Source organism: Bacillus sp. ISL-4 (assembly GCF_018613275.1).
GTDB classification, from domain to species: domain Bacteria; phylum Bacillota; class Bacilli; order Bacillales; family DSM-1321; genus Peribacillus; species Peribacillus simplex_E.
Window position 1 is genome coordinate 116451 of sequence record NZ_JAGGQN010000020.1, and the last position, 24567, is coordinate 141017.

Consider the following 24567-nt stretch of genomic DNA (forward strand, 5'->3'; position numbering starts at 1 on the left):
GTTCAAATTTCTGAACGGTGCTAAAATTAAACGCAGCAGTCTCGTTTAAAAAGCAAAGTATGGATGCGATCTTTCTTAAATGAATAGTGAGTATCAGCAGTTATATACAGAAACTTGATTAAATGCCGAATTTTCAGTATTTTACCATCACCTTATTTTCATAGTTCAGCTAGCGTTCGCTTTACCGTTGTTATGATGAATGAAAAATCCTCTTCAGTTATACTAAGTGGGGGAGCAAGAGTCAGGACATTATTGAAACCTGCTACTGTATCACCATTTTTACCTATGATCAGCCCCTTTTCTTTGCATGATGCAATCACTTTATTGATTTTGGAAAGTTCGATTGGTTGTTTTGTCAGTTTATCTTCCACTAGTTCAATGCCTACCAATAAACCTTTCCCACGTACATCCCCAACATTGGGATGAGATTTGATTTCTTCAAACTCTCGCAGAAAGCGTAGACCTAACTCCTTAGAACGTTCTATAAGTTTTTCATTTTCATATATTTCAATGTTCTTCAAAGCAAGGGCACAGGCAGCCGGATTGCCTCCAAATGTATTTACATGTCGAAAGCGGTCATAAACGTCTGAGCCAATATACGCTTCATAAATTTCACGTTTGACTGCTGTAGCGGATAATGGCAGATAAGCGCTCGTGATTCCTTTAGCCATTGTTACGATGTCTGGTTTTACATCATAGTTCATAAATCCGAATTTCTTACCAGTACGACCAAACCCGCAAATGACCTCATCCGAAATGAGAAGGACACCATTTTTCTCACAAATTTCCTTTACACGTTTCATATAACCATCAGGCGGCATCAAAATTCCGCCCCCAGTGATGATTGGTTCCATGATGACCGCAGCCACCGTTTCGCTCAATTCCCATGTAATGGTACGTTCAATTTCCGCTGCACTTTTTTCACCGCTTTCATCCTCTGGATTTCGGTAAGAATCTGGCGGTGATACATGAAGAAATCCTGGGGCGAGTGGTTCATATTTATATTTTCGCTGCGCCTGCCCGGTAGCTGACAGGGCGCCCATTGAATTCCCATGATAGCCGCGATAACGGGAAATGAATTTATAACGTCCATGTTCACCTTTTTGCTGATGAAACTGCCGCGCAATTTTAAAAGCAGTCTCATTCGCTTCTGAACCGCTGTTAGAGAAGAAAATCACATAATCCCCACCAAGCCATTCATTTAATTTCTCTGCTAGCTTAATGGCCGGGATGTGGCTATTCGTTAAAGGGGCATAAGGAAGTACCTTCAGCTGCTCGTAAGCTGCTTCAGCCAGTTCCGTGCGGCCATAACCAACGTTGACACACCATAAACCTGACATCCCATCCAGGAAACGATTCCCATCAACATCCGTTATCCATGCTCCTTGCCCTTTTTTAATCACCATTGCTTCAGGGCTGGATTCAGCCCCTTTCATATGATGCCATACATATTTACCATCCATCGCTTTAAGATCCTGACCCTGTTTTTCAACCTGCATAAGCTACATTCCTCCTAAAATAATGTATAAATGAAGGCCGAACACAATTTGTGTCGACCCCCACTTTCCTATCAGTATCTTGCTGTCAACATTTTCTTTCTAGTGTAAAATTCAACGCCGTCTTTCCCATTGGCATGAAGGTCTCCATAAAATGAACTTTTATATCCGGAAAATGGAAAGAATGCCATTGGTGCGGGTACCCCGAGGTTAATACCAAGCATACCTGCATCAATTTCTTCGCGAAATTCCCGGATGGCTTTTGCACTATCCGTATAGAGGCAGGCACCATTGGCAAATTCGGATTGATTGGTCAATTCGATTGCCTCTTCCAGGGTATTAACCCGAACTATGGATAAGACAGGGGCAAAAATTTCATCCTTCCATATTTTCATATTTGTTTTCACATGATCAAATAATGTCGGTCCAACGTAATAGCCATTTTCCTGATCGCCTTCATTCCTGCCATCACGAAGGAGGACAGCTCCTTCTTTTTCCCCGATTTCAATATATTGTTCTGTTCTCTTTTTATGAGTATCACGGATCACAGGTCCCAGGAAAACGTCCTTATCCATTCCATTTCCAATCTTGATATCATCCGCTGCAGCCTTTAATCTCTCAACAAGCGAATCTCCCACTTCCCCCACCGCAACAACCACTGATGCAGCCATACAGCGCTCGCCTGCAGATCCGAAAGCGGCATTCGTTATGTTCGTTACCGCATTATCCAAATCCGCATCAGGCATGACGATTGAATGATTTTTCGCTCCTGATAAAGCCTGGACACGTTTTTTATTGGCAGCTGCCGTCTTGTACACATACTCTGCGACAGGCTGGGATCCAACAAATGATACCGCTTTAATGTCTTCATGTTCCAAAATCCCATTCACGACATCGTGGGCACCATGGACAATATTGACAACGCCATCCGGAACTCCGGCTTCTGTCAATAATTCCACAAGACGGTTGGCTAAGAGCGGTGTCCGTTCTGAAGGTTTTAAGATAAACGTATTTCCACAAGCAATTGCCAGCGGGAACATCCAACATGGCACCATCATCGGGAAATTAAACGGCGTAATCCCGGCAACGACACCCATTGGATACCGATACATGCCAGATTCAATGCCTGGGGAAATATCAGGTAGCTGACTGCCCATCATCAAGGTAGGCGCACCTGCCGCGAACTCCACGCATTCAATCCCACGCTGAACCTCACCATATGCTTCTGTATAGCTTTTTCCGTTTTCGATAGTGACCAGCTTTGCAAGCTCATCCCAATGTTCTATCAATAATTGCTGGTAACGGAATAAGAAGCGAGCTCTTTTTGGAACGGCCACCTTTTTCCATTCTTTATAAGCCTTTTTAGCAACCTGCACCGCTTGGTTTACATCTTCCTTTGTTGAAAGGGGAACGATTGCCAATGCTTCTCCTGTTGCCGGATTAGGCACTTGTTCATGTTTCGAGGTTGTGGAATCCACCCATTTTCCACCGATATAATTTTTCAACGTTTCTACATCATTGATAACTGCCATTAATATACCCTCCATTTCAACACGATTTCATAGTTTCATTATATTTTTCAAATCGACTTTTTACATTAGACGTTTTGTATAGTTTTTGATTCAATATTTGCACATATTGTTTGTTTTTGATTCTCCCATATTCATAATAATCATGAGCAGAAATTCAGGCTTTCAAAGCCGATATATATTTCCTTTTATTTTCTCTTTGATCAGCAGACTTCACAGCCATCATTTTATAATGGAATATAGCTTTAGGTCTTGATACTTTCCCTTAACAAACATTCCTTTTCTTATGATTCCCTCAAAAGACATACCAGCCTTTTGCATGACTCGCTCTGAACCCAAATTTTCAACGAAGCACCGTGCTTGGATTCGAACTAGGTTCATATTTTCGAAGCCAAAGGCGATTATCATTTGGGCTGCCTCCGTCATCAAGCCACTCCCCCAATATTCGGGTGCAAGCACATACCCGATTTCTGCACTATGATGATCAACCTGCCATGTAACAAAATCAATCGTACCAATCAACTTACCACTTTCCTTGTGTTCTATGCCCCATGGAGCAATTTTCTTATCCTCATAATTTTGTAGGATAAATCGGATAAAATCTTTTGTATCACATAGGGAACGATGAGCTTCCCATGTGACGTAACGGGAAACTTCACTGTTGGATGCATAAGCGAACATGTCTTCGGCATCATTCATGGTGACTTTCCTCATAACCAAGCGTTTTGATTCCATTGTAGGCAGCTGTCCATATATGTCTTTCACGTTCATGATCACACCCCATTCCATTTATTACTAGTATTATAGCAAGATTGTTAAGCAATCGCTTTCCCCTTTGAAACATTATCGAAACTTACTAATAATTCCAGAAAAAAATGATACAAGCGATGTAAAATGGATCCAGACATGGAGCGCCGGAGTGAATGCATTACCCCTGGTAAACGGCGTTCATGCGTATCTCATTTCAGAAATGATTTCGGGTTAATGCTTGCCTTAACAAAGTAAATAAATATAGTAATCAACAGCAGGCGAAGACTTGGCATCACACATATGAAGCAGGAAATTCATGAAAAAATCATCGGTTTCGGAAAAATTGGAAAGAAACCGCAAAAATTGCCAAGTCTTTTGGGATGACCGTTTTAGGAATGCGTCATTCCGGTAAATCAGAAGAATTTGTAGATGAGATGTTCACACAAAAGCAATTGAATGATTTTCTTCCTAGGTGTGATTATATTGTCCTGATATTACCATTGACCCCAGAAACACAGAATATGTTCGGGAAAAAAGAATTCAAGTTAATGAAGCGCACCACTTTTTCATTAATATAGGAAGGCGTAATCCCGTCATTCAAAACGAATGGTTCACGCGCTTATGGACAAAGATATTGCAGGTGCTGGACTTTGATGTGTTTGAAACGGAGCCACTTCCTGAGAATAGCCCATTATGGGAGTTGAACAATGTAATCATCACGCCGCACACATCCGGAAATACGGAATTTTACGACCAAAGGCTTAGATGTTTTCATGCCGAATTTAAAGAACTATCTAAATGTAAAAAAACATTCAACGAATTTGCTTGATTACAAAAAAGGGTATCAAGAATTGTTCATTGTCTGTGAACATATAAATAATCTTCCTTTGTTAGCTTGCAGATTCCGACATTATCTGTTATATTTAAAAAGAATTATTTTTGTTCGGGAAGATTGATAAGTGAAAAACTTTTCGTCTAATGATTGAGCAAGGGTAGTAACACAATGTGTGGATTCACACTAGGAGGCAACAACAATGGAACAAGGTAAAGTAAAATGGTTTAACGCAGAAAAAGGATTTGGCTTCATCGAACGCGAAAACGGAGACGATGTATTCGTACATTTCTCAGCTATCCAAAGCGAAGGATTCAAATCATTAGACGAAGGTCAAGAAGTTACTTTTGAAGTTGAGCAAGGTCAACGTGGACCCCAAGCTACTAACGTTCAAAAAGCGTAATTTTAAATACAATATATAACGGACCCTACTTGTAGGGTCTGTTTTTTTTGATTAAAAAAACAATCATAAAAAAACCCTATTCACAAGGAATAGGGAACATGAAACAAGTTTAGTAAATGGTAAACTCAGTATAACACACTAGGAATAGAAACCCTAATTTATCCGAAAAGTAAAAATTATCAAGCACTTTCGAAGCCCTGGATTCCCTGATATTACCCCATTCATTTCTTTTCCACTTCATATGTTCGGTCTGTTCCCCATGGATAAAACGGTGGCATATCAGTGCTGCTTTTCATTTTGAATTCTGCTTTCCTTTTTTCGAGGAAAGCTTCAATCCCTTCTAATGCATCCGCTTGTTTTCCGGTCCAATGAATCATTTTCGATTCTATTTTGTGTGATTCAACAGGATGGTTTGCACCGAGCATCGTCCACATTAACTGCCGGGATAGCGTCACAGAGACGGAAGATGTATTTTCCGCAATGTCTGTTGCGATTTCCATTGCAGCCGACATCAATTCTTCTGGCTCGACGATCTTATTTACCAACCTTCCCTCATATGCTTCACTGGCCGCAATCATCCTGCCGGTAAAAATCCATTCGGAAGCTTTACCCATTCCGACAAGCCTTGGTAAGAACCAGCCGCTGCAAGCCTCCATCGTTATCCCCCGCCTCGCAAATACAAAGCCCATTTTTGCATTTGATGAAGCAATTCTAATGTCCATGGGCAAAGTCATTGTTATGCCTATCCCGACTGCCGCTCCATTAATGGCCGCTATCATAGGTTTCTTCATTTCAAAAATCCGTAATGACAACATTCCCCCTGCATCGCGATATTCAACCAAAGGAGTGTGATCCATAAAGGTTTCTGCACCTTTTTCCAAATCCATGCCAGCACAAAAAGCATCCCCAGCGCCAGTTAAAATGATGGCTCGTACGTCATCATTTTCGTCCGCTTCATTAAAAGCGTGAATCATCTCCTCACACATCTTTTCATTGAAAGCATTCATTTTCTCAGGACGATTAAGAGTAACAATCATGACACGATCGACGATTTCACTAGTTATCGTGGAATACAATAACAGTCCCTCCTTCTCTCACAAATTGAAAAAATTCTACAGAAGTTAATTTTTACATATAATTACATATTATATGTTTTATTTTCAGATTCCTAGTAATTTATTTTGACATACTGATAAATAATTTAAATCTTCAGGATAATCGCTCCTATTCTAAAAATATTTTACATAAATGTGTAAAAAAAGACCAGTTGCGAATGCAACTGGTTTTTTTGTTTACCAATATAAATGACAAGCAACGAAATGCCCTGGTTTTTGTTCTTTCCATTCAGGTACAGCACTGGAGCATATCTCCATCGCTTTAGGGCAGCGAGTTCGGAATACACAGCCGCTCGGCGGATTGATGGGACTTGGTACATCGCCTTTAAGTACGATTCTTTCCCGTTTAATAGTCGGGTCTGGTATCGGCACTGCAGAAAGCAAGGCCTGTGTGTATGGGTGAAGCGGATCTTTCGTTAAAGAATCACTATCCGAAAGTTCCATCATTCTTCCAAGGTACATGACTAAAATGCGATCTGAAATATACTTGACCATTGATAAATCATGAGCGATGAATAAATAAGTCAATCCCATTTCTTTTTGAAGCTCTTTTAATAAGTTGACCACTTGAGCCTGTATCGAAACATCCAAGGCAGAAATTGGTTCATCACAAACGATGAATTTAGGATTTAAAGCCAAAGCCCTTGCAATTCCAATACGCTGGCGTTGTCCACCACTGAATTCATGGGGAAAACGAGTGATATGTTCCGGACTTAAACCAACCAGCTTTAACAGGTCTTCCACCCGTTTTCTTCGCTCTTTACCTTTTGATATCCCATGAATGGCAAGTGGCTCCCCAATCAATTCCTCCACCTTCATCCTTGGGTTCAAGGATGCGTAGGGATCTTGGAAAATCATTTGTATTTCACGGCGGATATGTGACATTTCCCCAGGTTTGTAATCGAAAATATTTTTCCCCTGAAAAAGAACTTCTCCATCTGTCGGTTCATAAAGCCGAGTGATTGTACGACCTGCAGTCGATTTACCGCAACCGCTTTCCCCAACAAGACCGACAGTTTCCCCTGGATAGATTTTGAGATCCAAACCATCTACCGCCTTCAGCGATTGAGAACCAATAGGAAAGTACTTCTTCAGATTCTTTATTTCAACAAGAGGAGAATTTTCGTTGTCTGTCATTTCTTTTACGGCCTTATTTTTCAGTGAAACCATTGGTTCTCCTCCTTTATACATTAGTCGGTGCTTGTACCTGTGCTGCCTTTGCCATTGGGTGGTGCAGCCAGCATGCGGCTGTCTGACCTTCTTCCACTACTTCAAGCTCCGGATCATGGTCTTTGCACACTTTCATTGCTGATTCACACCTTGGATAAAATGGGCACCCTTTTGGCGGATCCAATAAATCCGGTGGTGATCCGATAATCGGAACCAACGGAGCCGTTTTTTCCATATCGAGCCTTGGCACCGTTTTAAGCAGGCCTCTTGTATATGGATGCTGCGGGTTTGAAAATATAGCTTCTACCGTCCCCGTCTCCACGACCTTGCCTGCATACATGACGACTACCCGTTCACAAGTTTCCGCAACCACACCTAAATCATGAGTAATTAAAATGATGGAAGTATCCATTCTTCGTTGGATATCTTTCATCAGTTCCAAAATTTGCGCTTGTATCGTTACATCCAATGCTGTTGTAGGTTCATCGGCAATCAGCAATTTCGGTTCACAAGCAAGGGCCATTGCTATCATCGCCCTTTGACGCATACCACCTGAAAACTCATGCGGATATTGCTGCATCCTTTTTTCTGGCTGAGGAATACCTACCAGTTTGAGCGTTTCCAACGCCCGTTCATATGCATCATTCCGGGACATGTTTTTATTATGCTTTAAAATACCTTCCATGATCTGGCTGCCGATTTTTGTCGTTGGATTGAGCGAAGTCATCGGATCCTGGAAAATCATGCTAATTTCATTTCCGCGAATCTTCTGCATTTCCGTTTCCCTCATTTTCAGCAGGTTCTTACCGCCGAACTTTATTGACCCTTTTCCATACTCTGCTGGAGGTGTTTCCAATAATCTCATGATAGATTTCGCAGTAACACTTTTGCCACATCCGGACTCCCCAACAATGGCGACGGCTTCCCCTTTTTTCACTTCAAAGTTCACGCCGCGCACAGCCTGCACTTTTCCTGCATAAGTATGGAAGGTGATGTGTAAATCATTCACTTCTAATAGGTTCTCCATCATCGTCCCTCCTATTCTAGTAATATCAATTCTTTATGTTAGGACTCATTTATTTCCGTAGTTTTGGATCCAGGGCATCCTGCAGTCCATCACCAGCTACATTGAACGCGAACATAGTTAAGGAGATCAATATTGCCGGGATTAAAAGTTGATAGAAATTCCCTACCAAAATGCTTCCCAAGGCATCACTTGTCAATGTTCCCCAGCTTGCCTGAGGAGCTGGAACTCCAAGTCCCAAAAAGCTTAGTGTAGCTTCGGCAAAAATCGCCGTAGGTACAGTCAACGTTAAATTGACAAGAATCGGTCCCATTGTATTTGGAATCATGTGTTTTCTAAGAGTCCAGCTCGTATTAGCACCAGAGATGGTTGCTGCATGGATATATTCATTCTCTTTTAGTTGTAAAACCTGTCCACGTACCAGTCGAGCCATCGGAATCCACCCTGTAATCGACATCGCAATGATGATCGGCAGAATACCAGGTTTTAATACGACCATCATTAAGATAACCATCAATAGGTATGGGATCGCATAGATCACCTCAGCAAAACGCATCATGATATTATCTGTGCGCCCACCGCGAATGGCTGAAATCCCGCCATAAAGGACACCAATTAAAAAGTCGATCAGCGCTGCCATCAATCCAATGAACAAGGATATCCTCGCACCATACCAAGCTCGCGTAAATAGATCCCTTCCTGATGAATCCGTTCCAAACCAATGCTCGCTATTTGGGCTAAGATTCTTTTTCTCGAAATCTTGTCCATAATAAGTATATCCGTTAATATATGGACCAAAAATCGCCATCAAGACCAAGAGGATTATAAGAACAAATCCCGTCATCGCCAGCTTATTTTCTTTAAACCGACGCCAGACGTCAGACCAGTATGAAACCGTTGGTCTTGCAATTTTTTCAGCTTCCTTAAAGTTTCCTTCTGCGGGTTGGAACATATCTTCAGTAAAATGCATTTTATCTGCCATTATTTTTTCTCCCCCGTCACTTTAATTCTTGGATCAATCAACGTATAGGCTATATCAACTATGAATATCAATAGGATAAGCACTGCACTATACACAATTGTGGAGCCAAGAATGACCGGGTAGTCTCGGTTGGAAATTCCCTTTACGAACATATCTCCCATGCCCGGAATACCAAAAATACGTTCAATAATGAAGCTTCCTGTCACGATATTAGCCGTAAGGATACCTAGAATCGTAATAATCGGCAATAACGCATTCCGAATCGCATGTTTGATTATGACACCGCTTCGTTTCAATCCTTTTGCCTTTGCTGTCAATATATAATCCTGCCCCATTACTTCGAGCATGCTAGTCCGCATTAATCTAGCGATGAAAGCAAGCGGCATCATTGACAGGGCAATGGATGGTAAAATGGTATGCTGCCATGTCGCCCATGTAGCTACCGGGAAAATGTGCCATTTTATTGCAAAATAATTGATTAAAATAGTCGCCAAAATAAAGTTTGGAACGGAAATCCCTACGATGGCAATGACCATTGATAGATAGTCAGGCCATTTATTTCGTTTCAACGAAGCCACTACACCCAAGATGAGCCCAAAGAAGATGGCAATCACCAAAGCTTGCGCCCCTAAATGCAAGGACACTGGAAAACCCTTCAAAATGTAATCATTCACTGATATGGATGAGGATTTCAAAGATGGACCAAAATCAAATTGAACGACTTCCAATAAATAATTCCCATATTGGGTCAACAACGGCTTGTCCAATCCATAGTGGACTTGAAGGTTTTCATAAACAGCAGGAGGCATAGCTCCTTCTTTCGCAAATGGATTTCCCGGAATCGTATGCATTATGATGAACGTTAATGTAATAACAGCCCATAAAGTAATAATCGCCCATTTAAAACGACTTAATGTATATCTCAACATGGTAATCACCCCAATCATCGATTTTCTAAGGAGTTGAAAACGGAAATGAATTCATGAAATATTCAAATTCGCAATTGAAAAATGGGGTATGTCCTTAATCGGACATACCTCCCATTTCACTTTTATCACTCTCTTACTTTTTATCCGCGTAAATAAAGTTCGGATAAGCGTTAATCGGAGCATAGACTCCAGTAACATTCGATTTAACCATATATGGTTTTGTATAGAAGTAAACCGGAAGGATCGGCATTTCTTCAATCAGAACTTCCTCTGCTTTATGTAAAGCAGCCATACGTTCTTTTGGTTCCATTGTAGATTTTGCCTTTTTTAATAAACTATCATATTCTTTGTTGGACCAACCTGCATCATTATAGGCCCCGTCAGTTTCCCAAAGCATGAAAGTCATCGGGTCAACATAGTCACCAACCCATCCTGCACGGGAAATTTCAAAGTCGCCAGTTTTTTCACGATCAAGCTTTACTTGGAATTCTGCATTTTCAAGTGTCACTTCAACACCTAGGTTATCACGCCACATCCCTTGAACGGCTTCAGCAATTTTCTTATGGGAATCTAACGTGTTATACAAAATTGAAAACTCAGGTAATTCTTTCATGCCTTCTTCAGCAAGACCTTCTTTTAACAATTTCTTTGCTTCAGCTACGTTTTCCTTAAACAGGTCACCTGTATTTTCCTGGAAATCACCAGTTGCATCAGGAATTCCCGGAGGGACTACACCAAATGCAGGCTGTTGACCGCCTTGAGCAACATTTTCGGTAATTTTCTTACGTTCAATAGCCATTGAAAGCGCTTTCCTCACCTTTGCATTGTTGAAAGGTTTTACTTCCGTATTGAAGTTGTAATAGTAAACAGCAAGTTCTGCGCCGTTTTTAAATTCTTTGTCTCCAGAGTTAACCAATTGGCCTTGCACGTCCACTGGCAGTGGATAAGCAATATCCAATTCGCCACTCTGATACATTTGCCATGCTGTGTTTTCATCTTCAATTAGAGCAAAGTTAACCGCATCCAATTTGATTTTATCTTTATCGTAGTAATTTTCGTTCTTTTCGATTTTCAGGCTTTCTTTATGTTTCCACTCCGTTAATTTGAACGGACCGTTTGAAACGTGTGTTTTTGCATCCAAAGCCCATTTTGGATTTTCTTCCTGTACCTTTTTATCGATTGGATAGAAAGTATAGAAAGAAGTCAAGTCAAGGAAATATGGTGTAGGCTGTTCCAAAGTAACGACTAATGTATGATCGTCTGTCGCTTTAACGCCTACGTCCTCTTCCTTCCCTTTCTTACTGTTGTAAGCTTCCCCGCCTTTAAGATAATAAAGTTGGTAAGCATAATCAGCAGCTGTTTCCGGTTTCAAAGCATATTTCCAAGCATATTCGAAGTCATTGGCTGTAAGCGGATCTCCATTTGACCATTTCAAACCATCTTTCAATTTGAATGTCCAAGTTAATCCATCCTCACTGATTTCCCATGATTCTGCAGAACCAGGTACGATTTTGCCTTCTTCTGTTTTCTTTGTCAGTCCCTCAAACGTATGTTCAAGGATCCATGATTCATGAGTACCTTGCGCATTTGCAGGGTGAAGCGAACCAGGTTCACTTGAGTTGTTTACGTTTAATACTTTTGATCCGGATGAGTCACCCGAGCCGCCTTCTTTTTCATTCGAAGTTTCCTTCGAACCGCCGTTGCATGCCGCAAGCATAAGCATGATGGCCATAAGAAGAGCAAGCACTGAAAATTTAGACTTTTTCAAAAAATATTCCCCCTCTTCTTAGGATATTCCCATTTAATAGATTATCCTTCTAGCACCTATTAATCTTCCGTATAGTACATATAATGTCAGCGAGGAAAGTTAGAAGCCTTCATTGCAGGAATTCACCAAAAACAACTAGCGAACCGTTTGCATAAATCTGTATTTCTCCCTAAAAAACGCATTAATGCAGTTTACTAGTAAAAAATCACCCTCTTTTCAACCTCGCTAAGGGTACTATACCTCGAATTAAAGATGTTGAATTTTAAGTATATTACGAATAAATCAAAAAATCAATAAACCAATGAGTACTTTTTCACAAGATAGTAATTATTTGCTAATCAATTCGATCTAGATACTAGGTAAAAAGAAATGATAACCTATTTGATGTAAAATGACTTCCGACTTCCAGTGATTTTTTCAAACACCTTTATGACAGTATTCATTTAAGTTCGCTCGTCTATTCTTTCTAAATATTCCAATAATTCCAGCCAGGTTGGTTACTAAGACCACTTTCCTAGTAAACCATTCCCAATTCAATAATATATTTTAGTAGAATAATATTTTTTCTCAATAAAATATTGAGTTATTTTCAAGTAAACCCCAAATAACGGATAATAACTATGTAGGAATAGAGATATTCCATCAGTTTCTCACCTATATGTACGTGGCAAATCCAATGAATAATGACCCTTCCTCATTTATGATTAAATAAATATAATGACACGAAAAGTAAACAAATGCCTGCTACCTTTTTCGAATCCAATGGGATTCGTACACCTCCAAATAAACCGAAATGGTCAATGACTGCCCCGATCAGTATCTGGCCTGCGATAACCCCGACCAATGCAGGTGCCACTCCAATCTGAGGGACGACCAATACTATCACAATGACATAAATAGCCCCTAACAGTCCGCCTATCAATTGCCATTTTGGAACAGACGCGATGGCAGAAATGTTTCCATTTCCCGCGAACAAAACAATAAATAATAAAGCGAGTGTCCCGATCCCAAACGAAATGAAAGAAGCTTCAATAACCCCCACTTTTTTCCCTAATCCACCATTGATTTGTCCTTGTATGGCAATGGTGATGCCGCCTAGTACCGCAAGGAACGGAAATAGTATCTTCACAATGATTTTGCTCCTTTTTATGTCCGTCCATCCGGACTGATTAATGAATCCGAACTCTATTTTAACATGAAAAATATGTATATTGTCCTTTAGTGATTTAAATTGATCCTCGGGAGATAGATATTCCACAAATAAAAAACTGGCACTATTGGCCAGCTGCAATGTTCTAATACTAAACTATAATCTATTTAATCCCTGAATACTTTGTTGTCTTAACTGGCAAAACTCTGTACTTAACAAGGAAAATACAAGGGCATCATGGGATTGATTCCGAAGAAATAGATAACTTCGAAGACTGCCCTCCTCTTTGAATCCAAATTTCTTCAATAGGTTTCTGGATGCAATATTATCCTTGAAAGTTAAAGCCGCAATTCTGATTAGTCCCAATTCTTCAAAGCAATAGCGCAATACTTCGTTGACGGCTTCAGACGTAAAGTGATTCCTCCAATATTCAGGATGGATTTCATATCCTATTTCGACGCGTTTGTTCGCGAGGCTCAATTGATTCAGGCCAACAGTACCGATGAATTTGCCTGAATCCTTTAAAATGACTCCCCACCGCATCCCACGTTTGTTTATATAAGCACTTTTAAACGAATCGATTAAGCGGCAGGCATCTTCAACTCGGGTTAAACTCTCTATTCCATCATATTTGGTCACTTCATCTTTAGAGAGAATTTCGAACAGACTCTCAGCATGATGGTGACCTATTTCGATTAAACGCAGCCTTTCTGTTTCCAATTCCTTAAAACACATCAAAGAATCCCCCCGGTATTTTCAGCTGTCTACTTTATTCTATTCGTGAAGAAGAGATACCTGTCTTAATGGACAATACTTTTTGAAAAATCCATTTCCTTAACATACAATGCCGAGTCCTTATGTCCTCCCATTGTAATCAAATCGCTGATGATATGGGAAAGGATGACACTGTAAACCGTCCCATTCCGCCATAACCTTATAAGAAATAGCAATTTGGATGGTTAGGATACATTCTCCTATCCTCGGTAAACCATCATGGGTCTCTCCAAAAAAAGCTCCCAGGACGACATTCAGGCCAGTCTCTGCAAAAAAAATAGGCACAGTGTGCCCCCGATGAACCACTCCCTACTATACAAACATCACATGAAAGATTCTCTTCCAACATTGGATATTTTCTAGCTTCAAATGTATCTTTTCCAAAACACTTTCCCTGACTTTAAATCCATTCAAGCTCCACCCTTAAGACAATTTAATGGATCCATCATTCATAGTTCCTTATAACTATATCGTTTTGATGTTATTATTATTTCCCCTGACAAATATGGCCTGCAAACGTAAAATGATTCTTTATCTACATGAAATAATTCTTCCGATTTATCAAAAAGCCCTATAATTTTGGTTACCCTTAACACAATTCCGGGTTATATGGACCCTTAACATCATCTTCCCATTCGATACCTTTTTCCCATTCCAATAAAGAATGTTAATGAGCTAATTTTACACAAAACTATTTTTATAGCATACTATACTTCCAATCCAGATATTCTACTAGGAGGAACCAAAATGAAGAAAATCATCCTTTTATCAGCACTGTCGCTATCCCTATTATCTCCAAAAGTTGCGCTGGGAGCCAATACATACGAGGTGGCAAAAGGAGATACCTTAACGAAAATTGCTACTGAATATGATGTCAGCATTGACGAATTACTTAAAACGAACTCTGCTATAAACGATGCAAATCAAATTCGAATCGGGCAAATCATAAATCTTCCAACGTCCAACACCACAGATAATCGCGAAGAAAGTCAATCTGTTGAACAGCAGGTCCTTAGTTTAGTGAACGAAGAACGGTCAAAATCTGGCCTCCCTTCCCTTAAAATGGATACAGCCATTTCTACCGTAGCAATTCTGAAATCCGAGGATATGCGAGATAGTAATTATTTCAATCATACAAGCCCCAGTTATGGATCGCCTTTCGAAATGATGAAATCCTTTGGGATCAGTTACAAGTACGCAGGGGAAAATATCGCAGCAGGTCAACCTAGTGCGGATGCTGTCATGAAATCATGGATGAACAGCCCTGGACATAAGGCCAATATCATGAACAAGAACTATACACATATTGGAATTGGGCATGTGACAGGTGGGAAATACACCCACTATTGGACCCAGCAATTCATTGGAAATTAAAAACGTTAGAGGCGGCAGATTGCCGCCTCCTTTTTTTATCCTTATATTCCAAATCTAAAGCTTGCTATTATCCGGGATTAGAGACTCCAAGCAAAAATATGCGGGGACTTTTCACTTTATATAGAAAGACGTCTTGCATTTTTCGCTTCAATAAAAAGTCGTTCTTCATTTTTTTTTGTTGGATGAATACTCTAGGAACACAAGTAAAGTAGTTATATCATACTATCTTTCAATTATCGTTCTTATAAAAATAAAATTATGTTAAAATAGAATTCTAGACATAGGTACAAAGGATCAATTGTAATGAAAATAGAGGTTGGCTCTGTCAACGAATTACGAATAAAACAAAATCTTACAAGAGAAGAACTGGCTAGGGATATATGTGAACCTAATGCCCTGTCAGATTATGAAAGAAGCATCACTTCTCCAACCATTGATGAATTGGCACTTTTTGCGGATAAACTTAAAGTTGACCTGCCGTATTTCTTCACCACCAAAAATGAACCGATTTATAATTACATAGAAACCATTAAACTTTTGATTAACAAATACAAACGCACACGTAATTATGAAGCAATTTATGAAATCGTCCAAAAAGAAATGGCAACTGCACCGGAAAAATCGATATCGTTTTATCAATTCTTGAAATGGCATGAAGGTATCTCTTTTTTTTATTTGTACAATGACAAACAAAGGGCCATAGAATTATTGAATGAGGCCATTCAGATAACCATGGGTAAACGGGTCATTCTTCATCAACAGGAGATAGAAGTTTTAAATAGTATCGGAATTATCCATTTTAAAACGAAGAATTATGAAGAGGCCATCAACATCTTCAATGAAGCACTGGAATTTATCGAGAATATTCCCCATGTGAATCAGGAAGGTACCATTATCTTGAAGATCATTCATGGATTGGCTCAAACATTGACTGAACTTCATTATTATCAGGAATCATTAAATTATACCTTTAAAGGGATCAACATTTGTAATTCGAAAGAATCATTATATTTATATGCGGAACTCCATCTATTAACTGGTAAGAATCTGGTTCATCTTCATCAACCTGAAAAAGGACTGCACTATATAAAACAATCCAAGAACATTTTCAGTCTTCAAAAAAACGAAGAATTCATACGAATTGCCGAAGATGAATTGGAAAGCATTTTGCAATGCTTATGAACTTCAATGGATAAAAAAAGATAGAGATTGCTTTGAAAAAAGCAATGTTCTATCTTTTTTTTAGCTTTGTTAGTTCTCTCTTGCTCTACCAATCATTTTTCAGGAATGACTATTCCTTTTCAAGTTAAAAATGCTACTTTAAAACAATCATTACACTTTCAATAGCTATCCTATGTCAGCTATAATATAAGAATGTAACCCAACTGGAGGAAAAAAAATTGTCTAATAGATTAGGTTTAGTGCTTGACGTAGAAACAACTGGTTTACGTCCCTCTTCAGATGAAATCATCGAGCTTGCTCTTATACTCTTTACATACAGCAGTGAAACAGGGGAAATTATTAATCTTATTGACCAGGAATCATTTTTAAGGGAGCCTCTCTCCTATGGAGCAAGGAGGAATTATGATCAAGCCTACAGAATTCATGGAATTCCATACAGCTCCGTGGAAGGAAAAAGTTTTCACGATGAAAAAATTAAATCCTTCATTGCCCGTACCGATTCGATTTTTGCACATAATGCATCTTTCGATAGAAGTTTCCTTTACCAAATGTATCCGGAAATCAATGATCAAAAGTGGTTCTGTACGATGCGGAATGTACCTTGGAAGCAATACGGATTTGAGAATAGTAAACTCTTAACATTACTGCAGGCACATAATATCACAAATTTCCAAACACACAGGGCTATGGACGATATATCTTACCTAATGGAACTCATGAGAAAACCAGGACCTTCTGGCCATCCTTATTTAAAGGAAGTCATAGCAAAAAATCCAATGAAGAAATATGCACCTGCTTCTCAAAAGACAAGGGTATAACTGATTGCATAATTACTTCATTGTATAGGCTGCACCAAAGTTTTATCGCAAATTGCTCATTCCATGAGAACAGGAATACATTTCTTTACGATGGGTGTTATTTTAGGGGCACTTTTATTTCCCTGCATTTCACTTATTACCTGATATTTATTAAAAAACAGCGACCCATGACGGGTCGCTGTTTTTTGATCATTATACAGTTGCTTCTTCCTGTTTTTCATTTAATGCGCCGTTCAATTTCTTATACCGATAAATAAAGTAAAGAAGTGATAATATTAATGCCACAACGAGGAATATGGCCAATATGCCAAGATTATGCCACATGAAGCTATAATCTCCTGTTGAAATGACTGCACGGAAAGCATTAATAGAATATGTCATCGGTAGGAACGGTGTGAATCCTTGCAGGAAGCCAGGAACTAATTCATTTGGGAATGTTCCGCCACTGCTGGTCAGTTGAAGAATCAAAATCAATAATGCTATGAACCGGCCAGGATTGTCAAAGGCCGAACCCAGGAACTGAATGATTGCCATGAATGTACAGCTAGCAAGAATGCTTACTGCAAAAAATAGCGGCAGGCTCGTAACATTGATTCCAAGACCTAAAATTAAAATCGAGTCCACCAATATGGCTTGACAGATTCCTATGAGTGCCATGACGCTGTATTTACTAATAAACCAGCTAACTCCACTCGCAGGTTTAACAGCAGGATCTTTTAACGGGAAAATGATCGTCAGAACGATAGCCCCGATAAATAAACTTAATGAAATTAAATATGGTGCAAAACTAGTGCCATAGTTCGGGACATTATTAATTGGTAATTTATCCACTTTAACTGGGCTTGCAAACATGTCATATACTTCTTCATTGGACTTTATCTTACCTGCTTCGTCTGCCCCATCACTTAATTCGTCATGTAATTCTGCAGATCCATCTGAAAGTTTGGCGATTCCATCTTGTAACTTAATGGCTCCATTCGCCAGTTCTCCCATTCCGCTAGTAAGGCTGGATGAACCTTCCTTCAACTTATCCGTTCCTGTAACCAGACCTTTCGAACCTTCGGAAATCTGTGAGGTTCCACTTGATAATTGCTTGGAGCCATCTTCAAGCTGATCAAGTCCACTTACCAAGTTTTTGCTGCCTTCGGTTAACTGTCCAAGCCCACTTTGTGCTGAATCTATACTATCGCCAAATGTTGTCAAGCCAGATACCAATTGACCTTGACCATTTTTCAGTTCATCCGCCCCATTGGCGAGTTTATCCTGAGCTTGCTTCAATTGAGTGAAACCGCCGCTTATTGCACTTGTGCCTTCACCTAACTGATTAGCACCAGCACTAAGACTATTTGAGCCTTTGGCAATTTCAGTTGCACTTGCCGATAGTTTCCCTACTCCTTCAGATACTCCTTTACTACCTTCACTGATGCGGGTTAGAGAAGTAATCACTCCCTCCAAACGTGCTTTCTCTGCAGGATCATCCGTAGCTTCTGATTGTTGTTTCAATCCGGAAATTACCTCATCCAAACCTGCCGAAACTTCAGATGCCCCAGCTTTTGCTTCGTTCGATGCTGCACTCCATTCAGACAATGAACCTGAAAGTTGGGAAGCTCCAGCAGCTACACCATTTGCTCCCTCTGTCAAAGCGGGCAGCTTTTCTTCGATTTGATTGAAACCCTCTAATGACTGTTGCAGTCCAGACGCCAATTCACCAGTACCCGCTTCAGATTTCTTGGCTCCTTGCAAGAGCTCGGATTGCCCATCTTTCATTTGTCCAACACCAGAGCTAAACTGTTGTAACCCTTGATTGAGTTCTTTTGATCCAGCAGCTGCCGAACCGACCCCATTCGAAAAGGTCAATGATTTTTCAGCTAATTTTTCCAGGTTTTCATGGATTTCGACAGAACCTGAATGAAGGGAATCAATTCCTTCATCGACTTTTTTGGAACCTTCTTTAGCCGAGTTAATCCCTTCACCCATTTCACTTGATCCGCTCTTCACTGTATCTGTTCCATCTTTCAATTCTCCAGCTCCGTCACTGGCACTTTTGAGTCCGTCAGCCATTTCGTTCAAATTATCGAACATTGACTCCGCATAGGTTTTCGTAACGGCTGACGAAACCTCCCCTTTGATTCTCTCTGAAGCTGCGTCACCCATTTTAGTGGATATATAGTTGAACCCTTCATTGGACGTATAAATTAAATCAAGTTTTTCCGGATTGTCCTCCTGTAAGGTCGTTGCATTTTTGGAGAAGTTTTTCGGGATTTCTATTTTCATGTAATAATCTTGTTTTTCCAGGCCTTCATTTGCTTCTTTTTGACTGACGAAATGCCAATCGAAATCCTTCTTTTCCCTTAACTCCTTGACTAAATCTTTTCCTATTGTAAGTTCTGATTCATTGAACTCCGCACCCTCATCCATATTGACAATGGCAACAGGCAATTGGTCCACCTTACCATATGGATCCCAAAATGCCCACAGGAAAGTGCCGCTGTATAATAAAGGAATCAGTATGATCCCTATTATGGAAATGAGTATCATAGGATGTTTTATTATGGCTAAAAATTCACCCTTTAAAGAATTTAACACGCCTACCAAGCCCTCCTATACGACGAATATGCCGTTTATTTAATCTATCTCGGTGAAAAACGGATTGAAGAATACATTTTTACTCATTTGCTTCTGCAATATATATTTAAAATTCACTATCTTAATCTTTAATATATATTACTTTTCATGCAAACAATAATTAATGACTATATCGTTCATTCGGTCATTATCACGAAAATAATATAACATTTATCCATTCTTTTATCAATATTTTTTCACTGTCTTACATCCTATATCCACTATTTATCTCTCTATATCCTGTTAAAGATTGCCTTTTTACTGATTTAGACCTTATCATCGGCTGATAAAATTCCCTCTATATTTCATGGCAAAAAAGGGTATCCATTGTGGATACCCTTTTAATTAGCTATATTAGCATAATCAAATGAAGCGCTTACAAATCATTTTGATATAATGCCTTTTAATTTTTCCGCCTGCCCGGTCAGTTTCTTTAAGGATTGCTGATATTCTTTTTCTAATTGTTTTATGATGCCGGCGGCGGTATCTATTTTTTTAATCGCCCCTACGCCATGACCCGCTGACCAAATATCACGCCACGCTTTAGATTCAGATGATTTGGACATGCTGTCAAAATCGACTTTTTCTTTTTTGGCTAATTGTTCTGGGTCCAATCCTTCCTTTCTGATGCTCGGTTTCAGCATATTACAATTAACCCCTGAAAATGCATCAGTCAAGATGATGTCATCATGATCAGAATCGACAAGCATTTCACGATATTCATCATTGGCCCTGCTCTCTTTAGCCACGATAAAACGTGTACCCATATATGCAAGATCCGCTCCTGCAGCCTGAGCTGCCAAGATACTGTGACCAGTACTGATGGATCCGGCAAGCAAAATGATTCCGTCCCAGAATGTCCTTACGCTGTCCACGAAAGCAAAGCTATTTATCTCACCAGCATGACCACCGGCTCCCGCAGCAACCAAGATCAATCCGTCCACACCTGATTCCGCAGCTTTTTTTGCAAAATCCACCGAGCTGACATCTGAAAAGACCAACCCGCCATATCTATGTACGACATCCACCACATGTTTTGGTGAACCTAATGATGTAATGACGATGGGAGGCTGATGCTTTTTGACCAATTCCAGCTCTTCTTCAAGACGGCTATATGTACGGTGGACAACCATATTCATTGCCCATGGAGCAATCTTTGAGCCAGGTTCTTTATCCTTTGCTGCAATCAATGTGTCGTTTATATCACTCATCCATTGATCCAGTATCTCGATCGGCCGCGCATTCGGTGCTGGAAAAGAGCCAATCACCCCATTCAAGCAGCATTCTTTCACTAACTCAGGACCGGATATTAAAAACATAGGTGCTGAGATAACTGGTAAAGATAATTGATTCCACCACTGTTCAGGCAAACTTCTTGTCATCTATGAAACCTCCCATTTTAATATATTACCAAAATATAACACTACAAGATTATCATACTTCTAAAATACACAATTTTCAAGAAATTAATTCAGCAGCTGAATTAACTTGTCATGAAGCGCCATTTCAATAAATAAACTGTATATGGAATAATCCCACATACAGTTTCGATTCAATTTGAAAGCGCCCATTTACGAATGGCCTTAGCCACACCATCTTCTTCGTTTGTTGCTGTAACCCAATCTGCTTTTTCTTTCACAATTTCTTGGGCGTTTCCCATTGCCACACCCACTTTTGCATCAGAAATCATTGCAAGGTCGTTAAGACTGTCACCTACTGCCATAACATTATCCATCGTAATATCGAGCAATGAACATACAAGCTTTATCGCTTTCGCTTTATTGACGCCCATGGCATTCACTTCAATATTCGTTGGGCTAGAATTGCTTATTTCATAGTTTCCTTTTGATACCAGTTCATCCATGATGATTTTGCGGACGTCATCATCAGTTGTATCAAAACCGAATTTAAGCCATTGCGAATCATGGATTTTTTCAGGCATTTCAGCCCTGTATATATTATCGCAACTAATTGCCCAAAAATGTGTACCATGTTTTTGGCTTAATTCCCACATCCATTGTATGGACTCACTATCGACGATATTCCTTTCCACCAGTTTTCCTTGATTATCGTATATTTCACTTCCGTTAACGGTAATGAGGTATGATTGGAGTTCCATTGACTTTGCAAAATCACTGCATGTCGCGTAGGATCTTCCTGTGCTCAATACAACAAAAATCCCTTGATTTTCTGCTTCTTTTATCGCTCTCCGATTTTCTTGGGATATCTCTCCAGCCTTATTGAGAAGCGTGCCATCCATATCAAGTGCAACCAGCTTAATATCTTGTTCCTTCATTCTTATTCACCCTTCCATAATCCTTCTTTATGTAACTAAGTCCATGATAGCTTATAATGCATACGCAAGGAAAGTACGTGAATAATTGAACAGGCATTGCCATTCGTTTCATGATTTTTATAATCAACCAAATATCTTTATCCGGCCACTTTATATTCTGCCATTCTAAACATCGTCTACTCCCTTTCTTTTTTCATTTCATTCAATTCTTTTTTTATCTGACCTTCCCATATTGGGATACCATCATTTTCATCAAATTCTATAATGACATCCGTAACTCCTCTTTCCTTGAATATCTCATTAAACAGCCGATCTTTAATGTCATCCGCCTGGGCGATTGAAATATGGGGATCAAGTTCAACTTCAAGTTCAACATGAAAGTCTTCCCCTTCTTTTATTACGGCCAGTTTCTGTATATCCCTTACGTCTGGATCATCCATGACCATAGTTCCAATTTTTTGTCGCATTTCAATATCGGCTTCCCCAAGTGCACCTGCAGCATTATCAAGAAATACCCTACCAACCACATAGAACATACCGAGACCGATCATGACGGAAGCAACGCCTTCCGCTTGGATGAAGGGCGTGAAGTTTGCTAATAAAATGGCAATTATCGCTAGTACCCCACCACCGGTTGCTACCATATCTTCCATGAATACTAATTTCGTCGCCGGTTTTGCTCTTTTTAAACCAGCGAAGCTCTTAAATATGACGGCTGCTCCTTTAGCTTCGATTCCAGTCTCATGCACCACTTCTTTCATCGCTTTAAATAATACATATGATTCCAACACAACCGCTAACGAAAGGACAGACAAGTTAATAAGGATACCAGTTGATTCTACAGGGTGCAAAATGTGATGGAACCCTTCTTTAATCGTTTCATAAGACATGATCCCGACAACCAATACTGCCCCTAATAATACGAGGTTAACCAAACGTCCAAAACCATCAGGGAATCGATCAGTTGGTGACTTTTTACTTAGTGCGGATCCAATGAATACGAAAAACTGATTCGCAGCATCGCCCAAAGTATGTAAAGTTTCAGCAAACATAGCTACATTGCCTGTCATGAAATAAGCAATCCCCTTTAGCACAGCGATGATACTATTCACACAGGCAGCAATGAACGCCGATTTATTACCTTGTTTTAATAACCGAAATAACTCTTTCATATAATAACCCCCCTACTCTTTTTATAAATCCATTATCATAATGTATTATCCCCAACACTGGAAAATATGAAACCACATAAGCGAAACCCTTAACTATACGATTGGTGAATGGTCATAAGTTGTAATTCCCACAAACGAATATATTCCAGGAATGGACTCATCTATTCTAATAAGTTCACATGAACGCATTCATTTCTTTTGAAAACTGATTAAAGCAACAAAAAAGGGAGTAAGCGGCGGCTTACTCCCTTTCATTCAAGACCTTCTGCGTTAAGCTTACATCTCTTGTTTCACTAACTTAGATGGATTATTAACTTTATACCGTATTTCTTTATTATATTTTTTGTCGACCACTTTTCCATCAAATTCGATTGCGTCCCCTTCTTCGAGCTCAGCTTTTTTTAATGTCTTGCTATATCCACACCAAGCATCGCCGATAGTCAATTCAGGCTCCGTTGTCACTATGACATTCTCCAAGAGTATGACTTCATCTTCTTCACCAGTGAAATGGTTCATTTTCGCCGTGAACTCCTTGACCGTTGCAGTGAAATGCACTTTTTCCCCAGGTAAGTCCAATTTAGGTTTTGCAGTCGTCTTTTTAGTTTTGGTTTTTGCTTTTTTTGGTTCTGCACTTAGCTGATCGGAGTTTTCCGTAATTGGTGCTTCCATCACCTGCTCAGTTTCACTTGAATCTGCGGATGTTTCGGTAACCGGTCCACTCAACAATTCTTTTCCGAAACTGGTGCTTTGCATTTCCTTTAAATAGGAAGGGTGAATGCAACTAAGCTTTCCATTTTCAAATTCAACAACTACAGTGTCTAGGCCATTTCCATATTGTTCATAGCCTGCCAATTTGACTTTAGCTTGAAAACTGCCGCTTTTGTATAATAGTTCTCTTTTTACCGAACGGGCAGTGAATAATTTCCATTCCAATCCTTTAGCGATATAGTCCGTATCATCTAAAAAAGGGATATACTCTCCTTTTGGTGCAATATAATGAATCAAATCTTCAGCTGGAGTTTCAGCCACAGTCACCACTCCTAATCTTTTCTATAGATTATATTCTAGCAAAGGATTTCAAAGTTGCAAATGAATGAGTATCATTATGGGTTGATGGCAGTCACAATTCCGAACACGCTTTATTTCCCCCCGTTAAAATAATGCGTTAAATTTTGGAA

General features: G+C 39.7%; 20 protein-coding genes and 1 pseudogene. 5 read left to right on the forward strand and 16 right to left on the reverse strand.

The window, feature by feature from the left end; all coding sequences use genetic code 11:
- Positions 1-158: 158 nt before the first annotated feature.
- The 3 genes from J7J00_RS16165 to J7J00_RS16175 form a co-directional block, all read right to left on the reverse strand.
- Positions 159-1499 carry an aspartate aminotransferase family protein gene (locus J7J00_RS16165; RefSeq protein WP_214792143.1) on the reverse strand — a complete coding sequence of 447 codons (1341 nt, stop codon included), beginning with the start codon at positions 1497-1499 and terminating at the stop codon, positions 159-161.
- Between the two features lie 71 nt (positions 1500-1570).
- Entirely contained in the window at positions 1571-3028 is a 1458-nt protein-coding gene (locus J7J00_RS16170) for a CoA-acylating methylmalonate-semialdehyde dehydrogenase (RefSeq protein ID WP_286201400.1), read from the reverse strand.
- Between the two features lie 219 nt (positions 3029-3247).
- The gene (locus J7J00_RS16175) at positions 3248-3796 is read right to left on the reverse strand and encodes a GNAT family N-acetyltransferase (protein ID WP_214792145.1); all 549 of its coding nucleotides are present in this window, start codon (positions 3794-3796) and stop codon (positions 3248-3250) included.
- Positions 3797-4170: 374 nt separating this feature from the next.
- Between J7J00_RS16175 and J7J00_RS28900 the strand changes: the two are divergent.
- A pseudogene (locus J7J00_RS28900) lies at positions 4171-4604 on the forward strand (NAD(P)-dependent oxidoreductase).
- A gap of 205 nt (positions 4605-4809) precedes the next feature.
- Entirely contained in the window at positions 4810-5010 is a 201-nt protein-coding gene (locus tag J7J00_RS16190) for a cold-shock protein (RefSeq protein ID WP_029714163.1), read from the forward strand.
- 221 nt (positions 5011-5231) lie between these two features.
- On the opposite strand, the gene J7J00_RS16195 is transcribed toward J7J00_RS16190, so the two are convergent.
- From J7J00_RS16195 to J7J00_RS16230, 8 genes are all read right to left on the reverse strand, one after another.
- The gene (locus J7J00_RS16195) at positions 5232-6086 is read right to left on the reverse strand and encodes a crotonase/enoyl-CoA hydratase family protein (RefSeq protein WP_214792149.1); all 855 of its coding nucleotides are present in this window, start codon (positions 6084-6086) and stop codon (positions 5232-5234) included.
- A gap of 216 nt (positions 6087-6302) precedes the next feature.
- Positions 6303-7295, reverse strand: coding sequence for an ABC transporter ATP-binding protein (locus J7J00_RS16200; protein ID WP_377412043.1), 993 nt, complete (start codon positions 7293-7295; stop codon positions 6303-6305).
- A gap of 13 nt (positions 7296-7308) precedes the next feature.
- Positions 7309-8322: an ABC transporter ATP-binding protein gene (locus J7J00_RS16205; RefSeq protein WP_214792151.1), complete on the reverse strand. Its 1014-nt coding sequence runs from the start codon at positions 8320-8322 to the stop codon at positions 7309-7311.
- Between the two features lie 49 nt (positions 8323-8371).
- Positions 8372-9301, reverse strand: coding sequence for an ABC transporter permease (locus tag J7J00_RS16210; RefSeq protein ID WP_214792154.1), 930 nt, complete (start codon positions 9299-9301; stop codon positions 8372-8374).
- Positions 9301-10230 (reverse strand): ABC transporter permease, encoded by a 930-nt coding sequence (locus J7J00_RS16215; protein ID WP_214792156.1) that lies wholly within the window; start codon positions 10228-10230, stop codon positions 9301-9303. Before J7J00_RS16215 ends, J7J00_RS16210 begins: the two co-directional genes overlap by 1 nt.
- Before the next feature lie 133 nt (positions 10231-10363).
- The gene (locus J7J00_RS16220) at positions 10364-11998 is read right to left on the reverse strand and encodes a peptide ABC transporter substrate-binding protein (RefSeq protein WP_286201401.1); all 1635 of its coding nucleotides are present in this window, start codon (positions 11996-11998) and stop codon (positions 10364-10366) included.
- A 694-nt stretch (positions 11999-12692) separates the two neighbouring features.
- Positions 12693-13127, reverse strand: coding sequence for a DMT family transporter (locus tag J7J00_RS16225; RefSeq protein ID WP_214792158.1), 435 nt, complete (start codon positions 13125-13127; stop codon positions 12693-12695).
- Positions 13128-13304: 177 nt separating this feature from the next.
- A complete protein-coding gene (locus J7J00_RS16230) occupies positions 13305-13883 on the reverse strand; it encodes a GNAT family N-acetyltransferase (protein WP_214792160.1) in 579 nt (192 codons plus the stop codon).
- A gap of 786 nt (positions 13884-14669) precedes the next feature.
- On the opposite strand from J7J00_RS16230, the gene J7J00_RS16235 reads away from it, so the two are divergent.
- The 3 genes from J7J00_RS16235 to J7J00_RS16245 all read left to right on the forward strand — a co-directional run bounded on the left by J7J00_RS16235 (position 14670) and on the right by J7J00_RS16245 (position 17296).
- Entirely contained in the window at positions 14670-15296 is a 627-nt protein-coding gene (locus tag J7J00_RS16235) for a CAP domain-containing protein (RefSeq protein ID WP_214792162.1), read from the forward strand.
- Positions 15297-15599: 303 nt separating this feature from the next.
- Positions 15600-16478, forward strand: a complete 879-nt coding sequence (locus tag J7J00_RS16240) for a helix-turn-helix domain-containing protein (protein WP_214792165.1) — start codon at positions 15600-15602, stop codon at positions 16476-16478.
- 218 nt (positions 16479-16696) lie between these two features.
- The gene (locus J7J00_RS16245) at positions 16697-17296 is read left to right on the forward strand and encodes an exonuclease domain-containing protein (protein WP_098369506.1); all 600 of its coding nucleotides are present in this window, start codon (positions 16697-16699) and stop codon (positions 17294-17296) included.
- Positions 17297-17488: 192 nt separating this feature from the next.
- On the opposite strand, the gene J7J00_RS16250 is transcribed toward J7J00_RS16245, so the two are convergent.
- The 5 genes from J7J00_RS16250 to J7J00_RS16270 all read right to left on the reverse strand — a co-directional run bounded on the left by J7J00_RS16250 (position 17489) and on the right by J7J00_RS16270 (position 24418).
- Complete coding sequence (locus tag J7J00_RS16250; RefSeq protein WP_214792167.1) at positions 17489-19882, reverse strand: YhgE/Pip domain-containing protein; 2394 nt, start codon at positions 19880-19882, stop codon at positions 17489-17491.
- A gap of 422 nt (positions 19883-20304) precedes the next feature.
- Positions 20305-21303, reverse strand: coding sequence for an NAD(P)H-dependent flavin oxidoreductase (locus tag J7J00_RS16255; protein WP_214792169.1), 999 nt, complete (start codon positions 21301-21303; stop codon positions 20305-20307).
- A 170-nt stretch (positions 21304-21473) separates the two neighbouring features.
- Entirely contained in the window at positions 21474-22217 is a 744-nt protein-coding gene (locus tag J7J00_RS16260) for a Cof-type HAD-IIB family hydrolase (protein WP_214792171.1), read from the reverse strand.
- 176 nt (positions 22218-22393) lie between these two features.
- A complete protein-coding gene (locus tag J7J00_RS16265; protein ID WP_214792173.1) occupies positions 22394-23389 on the reverse strand; it encodes a cation diffusion facilitator family transporter in 996 nt (331 codons plus the stop codon).
- 276 nt (positions 23390-23665) lie between these two features.
- Positions 23666-24418 carry a hypothetical protein gene (locus J7J00_RS16270; protein WP_309487182.1) on the reverse strand — a complete coding sequence of 251 codons (753 nt, stop codon included), beginning with the start codon at positions 24416-24418 and terminating at the stop codon, positions 23666-23668.
- Between the last annotated feature and the right edge of the window lie 149 nt (positions 24419-24567).

Bases quoted from the DNA above. Each gene is read 5' to 3' on its own strand.
- J7J00_RS16165 (WP_214792143.1), bottom strand. From the start codon at position 1,499: ATGCAGGTTGAAAAACAGGGTCAGGATCTTAAAGCGATGGATGGTAAA.
- J7J00_RS16170 (WP_286201400.1), bottom strand. From the start codon at position 3,028: ATGGCAGTTATCAATGATGTAGAAACGTTGAAAAATTATATCGGTGGA.
- J7J00_RS16175 (WP_214792145.1), bottom strand. From the start codon at position 3,796: ATGAACGTGAAAGACATATATGGACAGCTGCCTACAATGGAATCAAAA.
- J7J00_RS16190 (WP_029714163.1), top strand. From the start codon at position 4,810: ATGGAACAAGGTAAAGTAAAATGGTTTAACGCAGAAAAAGGATTTGGC.
- J7J00_RS16200 (WP_377412043.1), bottom strand. From the start codon at position 7,295: ATGGTTTCACTGAAAAATAAGGCCGTAAAAGAAATGACAGACAACGAA.
- J7J00_RS16205 (WP_214792151.1), bottom strand. From the start codon at position 8,322: ATGGAGAACCTATTAGAAGTGAATGATTTACACATCACCTTCCATACT.
- J7J00_RS16210 (WP_214792154.1), bottom strand. From the start codon at position 9,301: ATGGCAGATAAAATGCATTTTACTGAAGATATGTTCCAACCCGCAGAA.
- J7J00_RS16215 (WP_214792156.1), bottom strand. From the start codon at position 10,230: ATGTTGAGATATACATTAAGTCGTTTTAAATGGGCGATTATTACTTTA.
- J7J00_RS16230 (WP_214792160.1), bottom strand. From the start codon at position 13,883: ATGTGTTTTAAGGAATTGGAAACAGAAAGGCTGCGTTTAATCGAAATA.
- J7J00_RS16235 (WP_214792162.1), top strand. From the start codon at position 14,670: ATGAAGAAAATCATCCTTTTATCAGCACTGTCGCTATCCCTATTATCT.
- J7J00_RS16240 (WP_214792165.1), top strand. From the start codon at position 15,600: ATGAAAATAGAGGTTGGCTCTGTCAACGAATTACGAATAAAACAAAAT.
- J7J00_RS16255 (WP_214792169.1), bottom strand. From the start codon at position 21,303: ATGACAAGAAGTTTGCCTGAACAGTGGTGGAATCAATTATCTTTACCA.
- J7J00_RS16260 (WP_214792171.1), bottom strand. From the start codon at position 22,217: ATGAAGGAACAAGATATTAAGCTGGTTGCACTTGATATGGATGGCACG.
- J7J00_RS16265 (WP_214792173.1), bottom strand. From the start codon at position 23,389: ATGAAAGAGTTATTTCGGTTATTAAAACAAGGTAATAAATCGGCGTTC.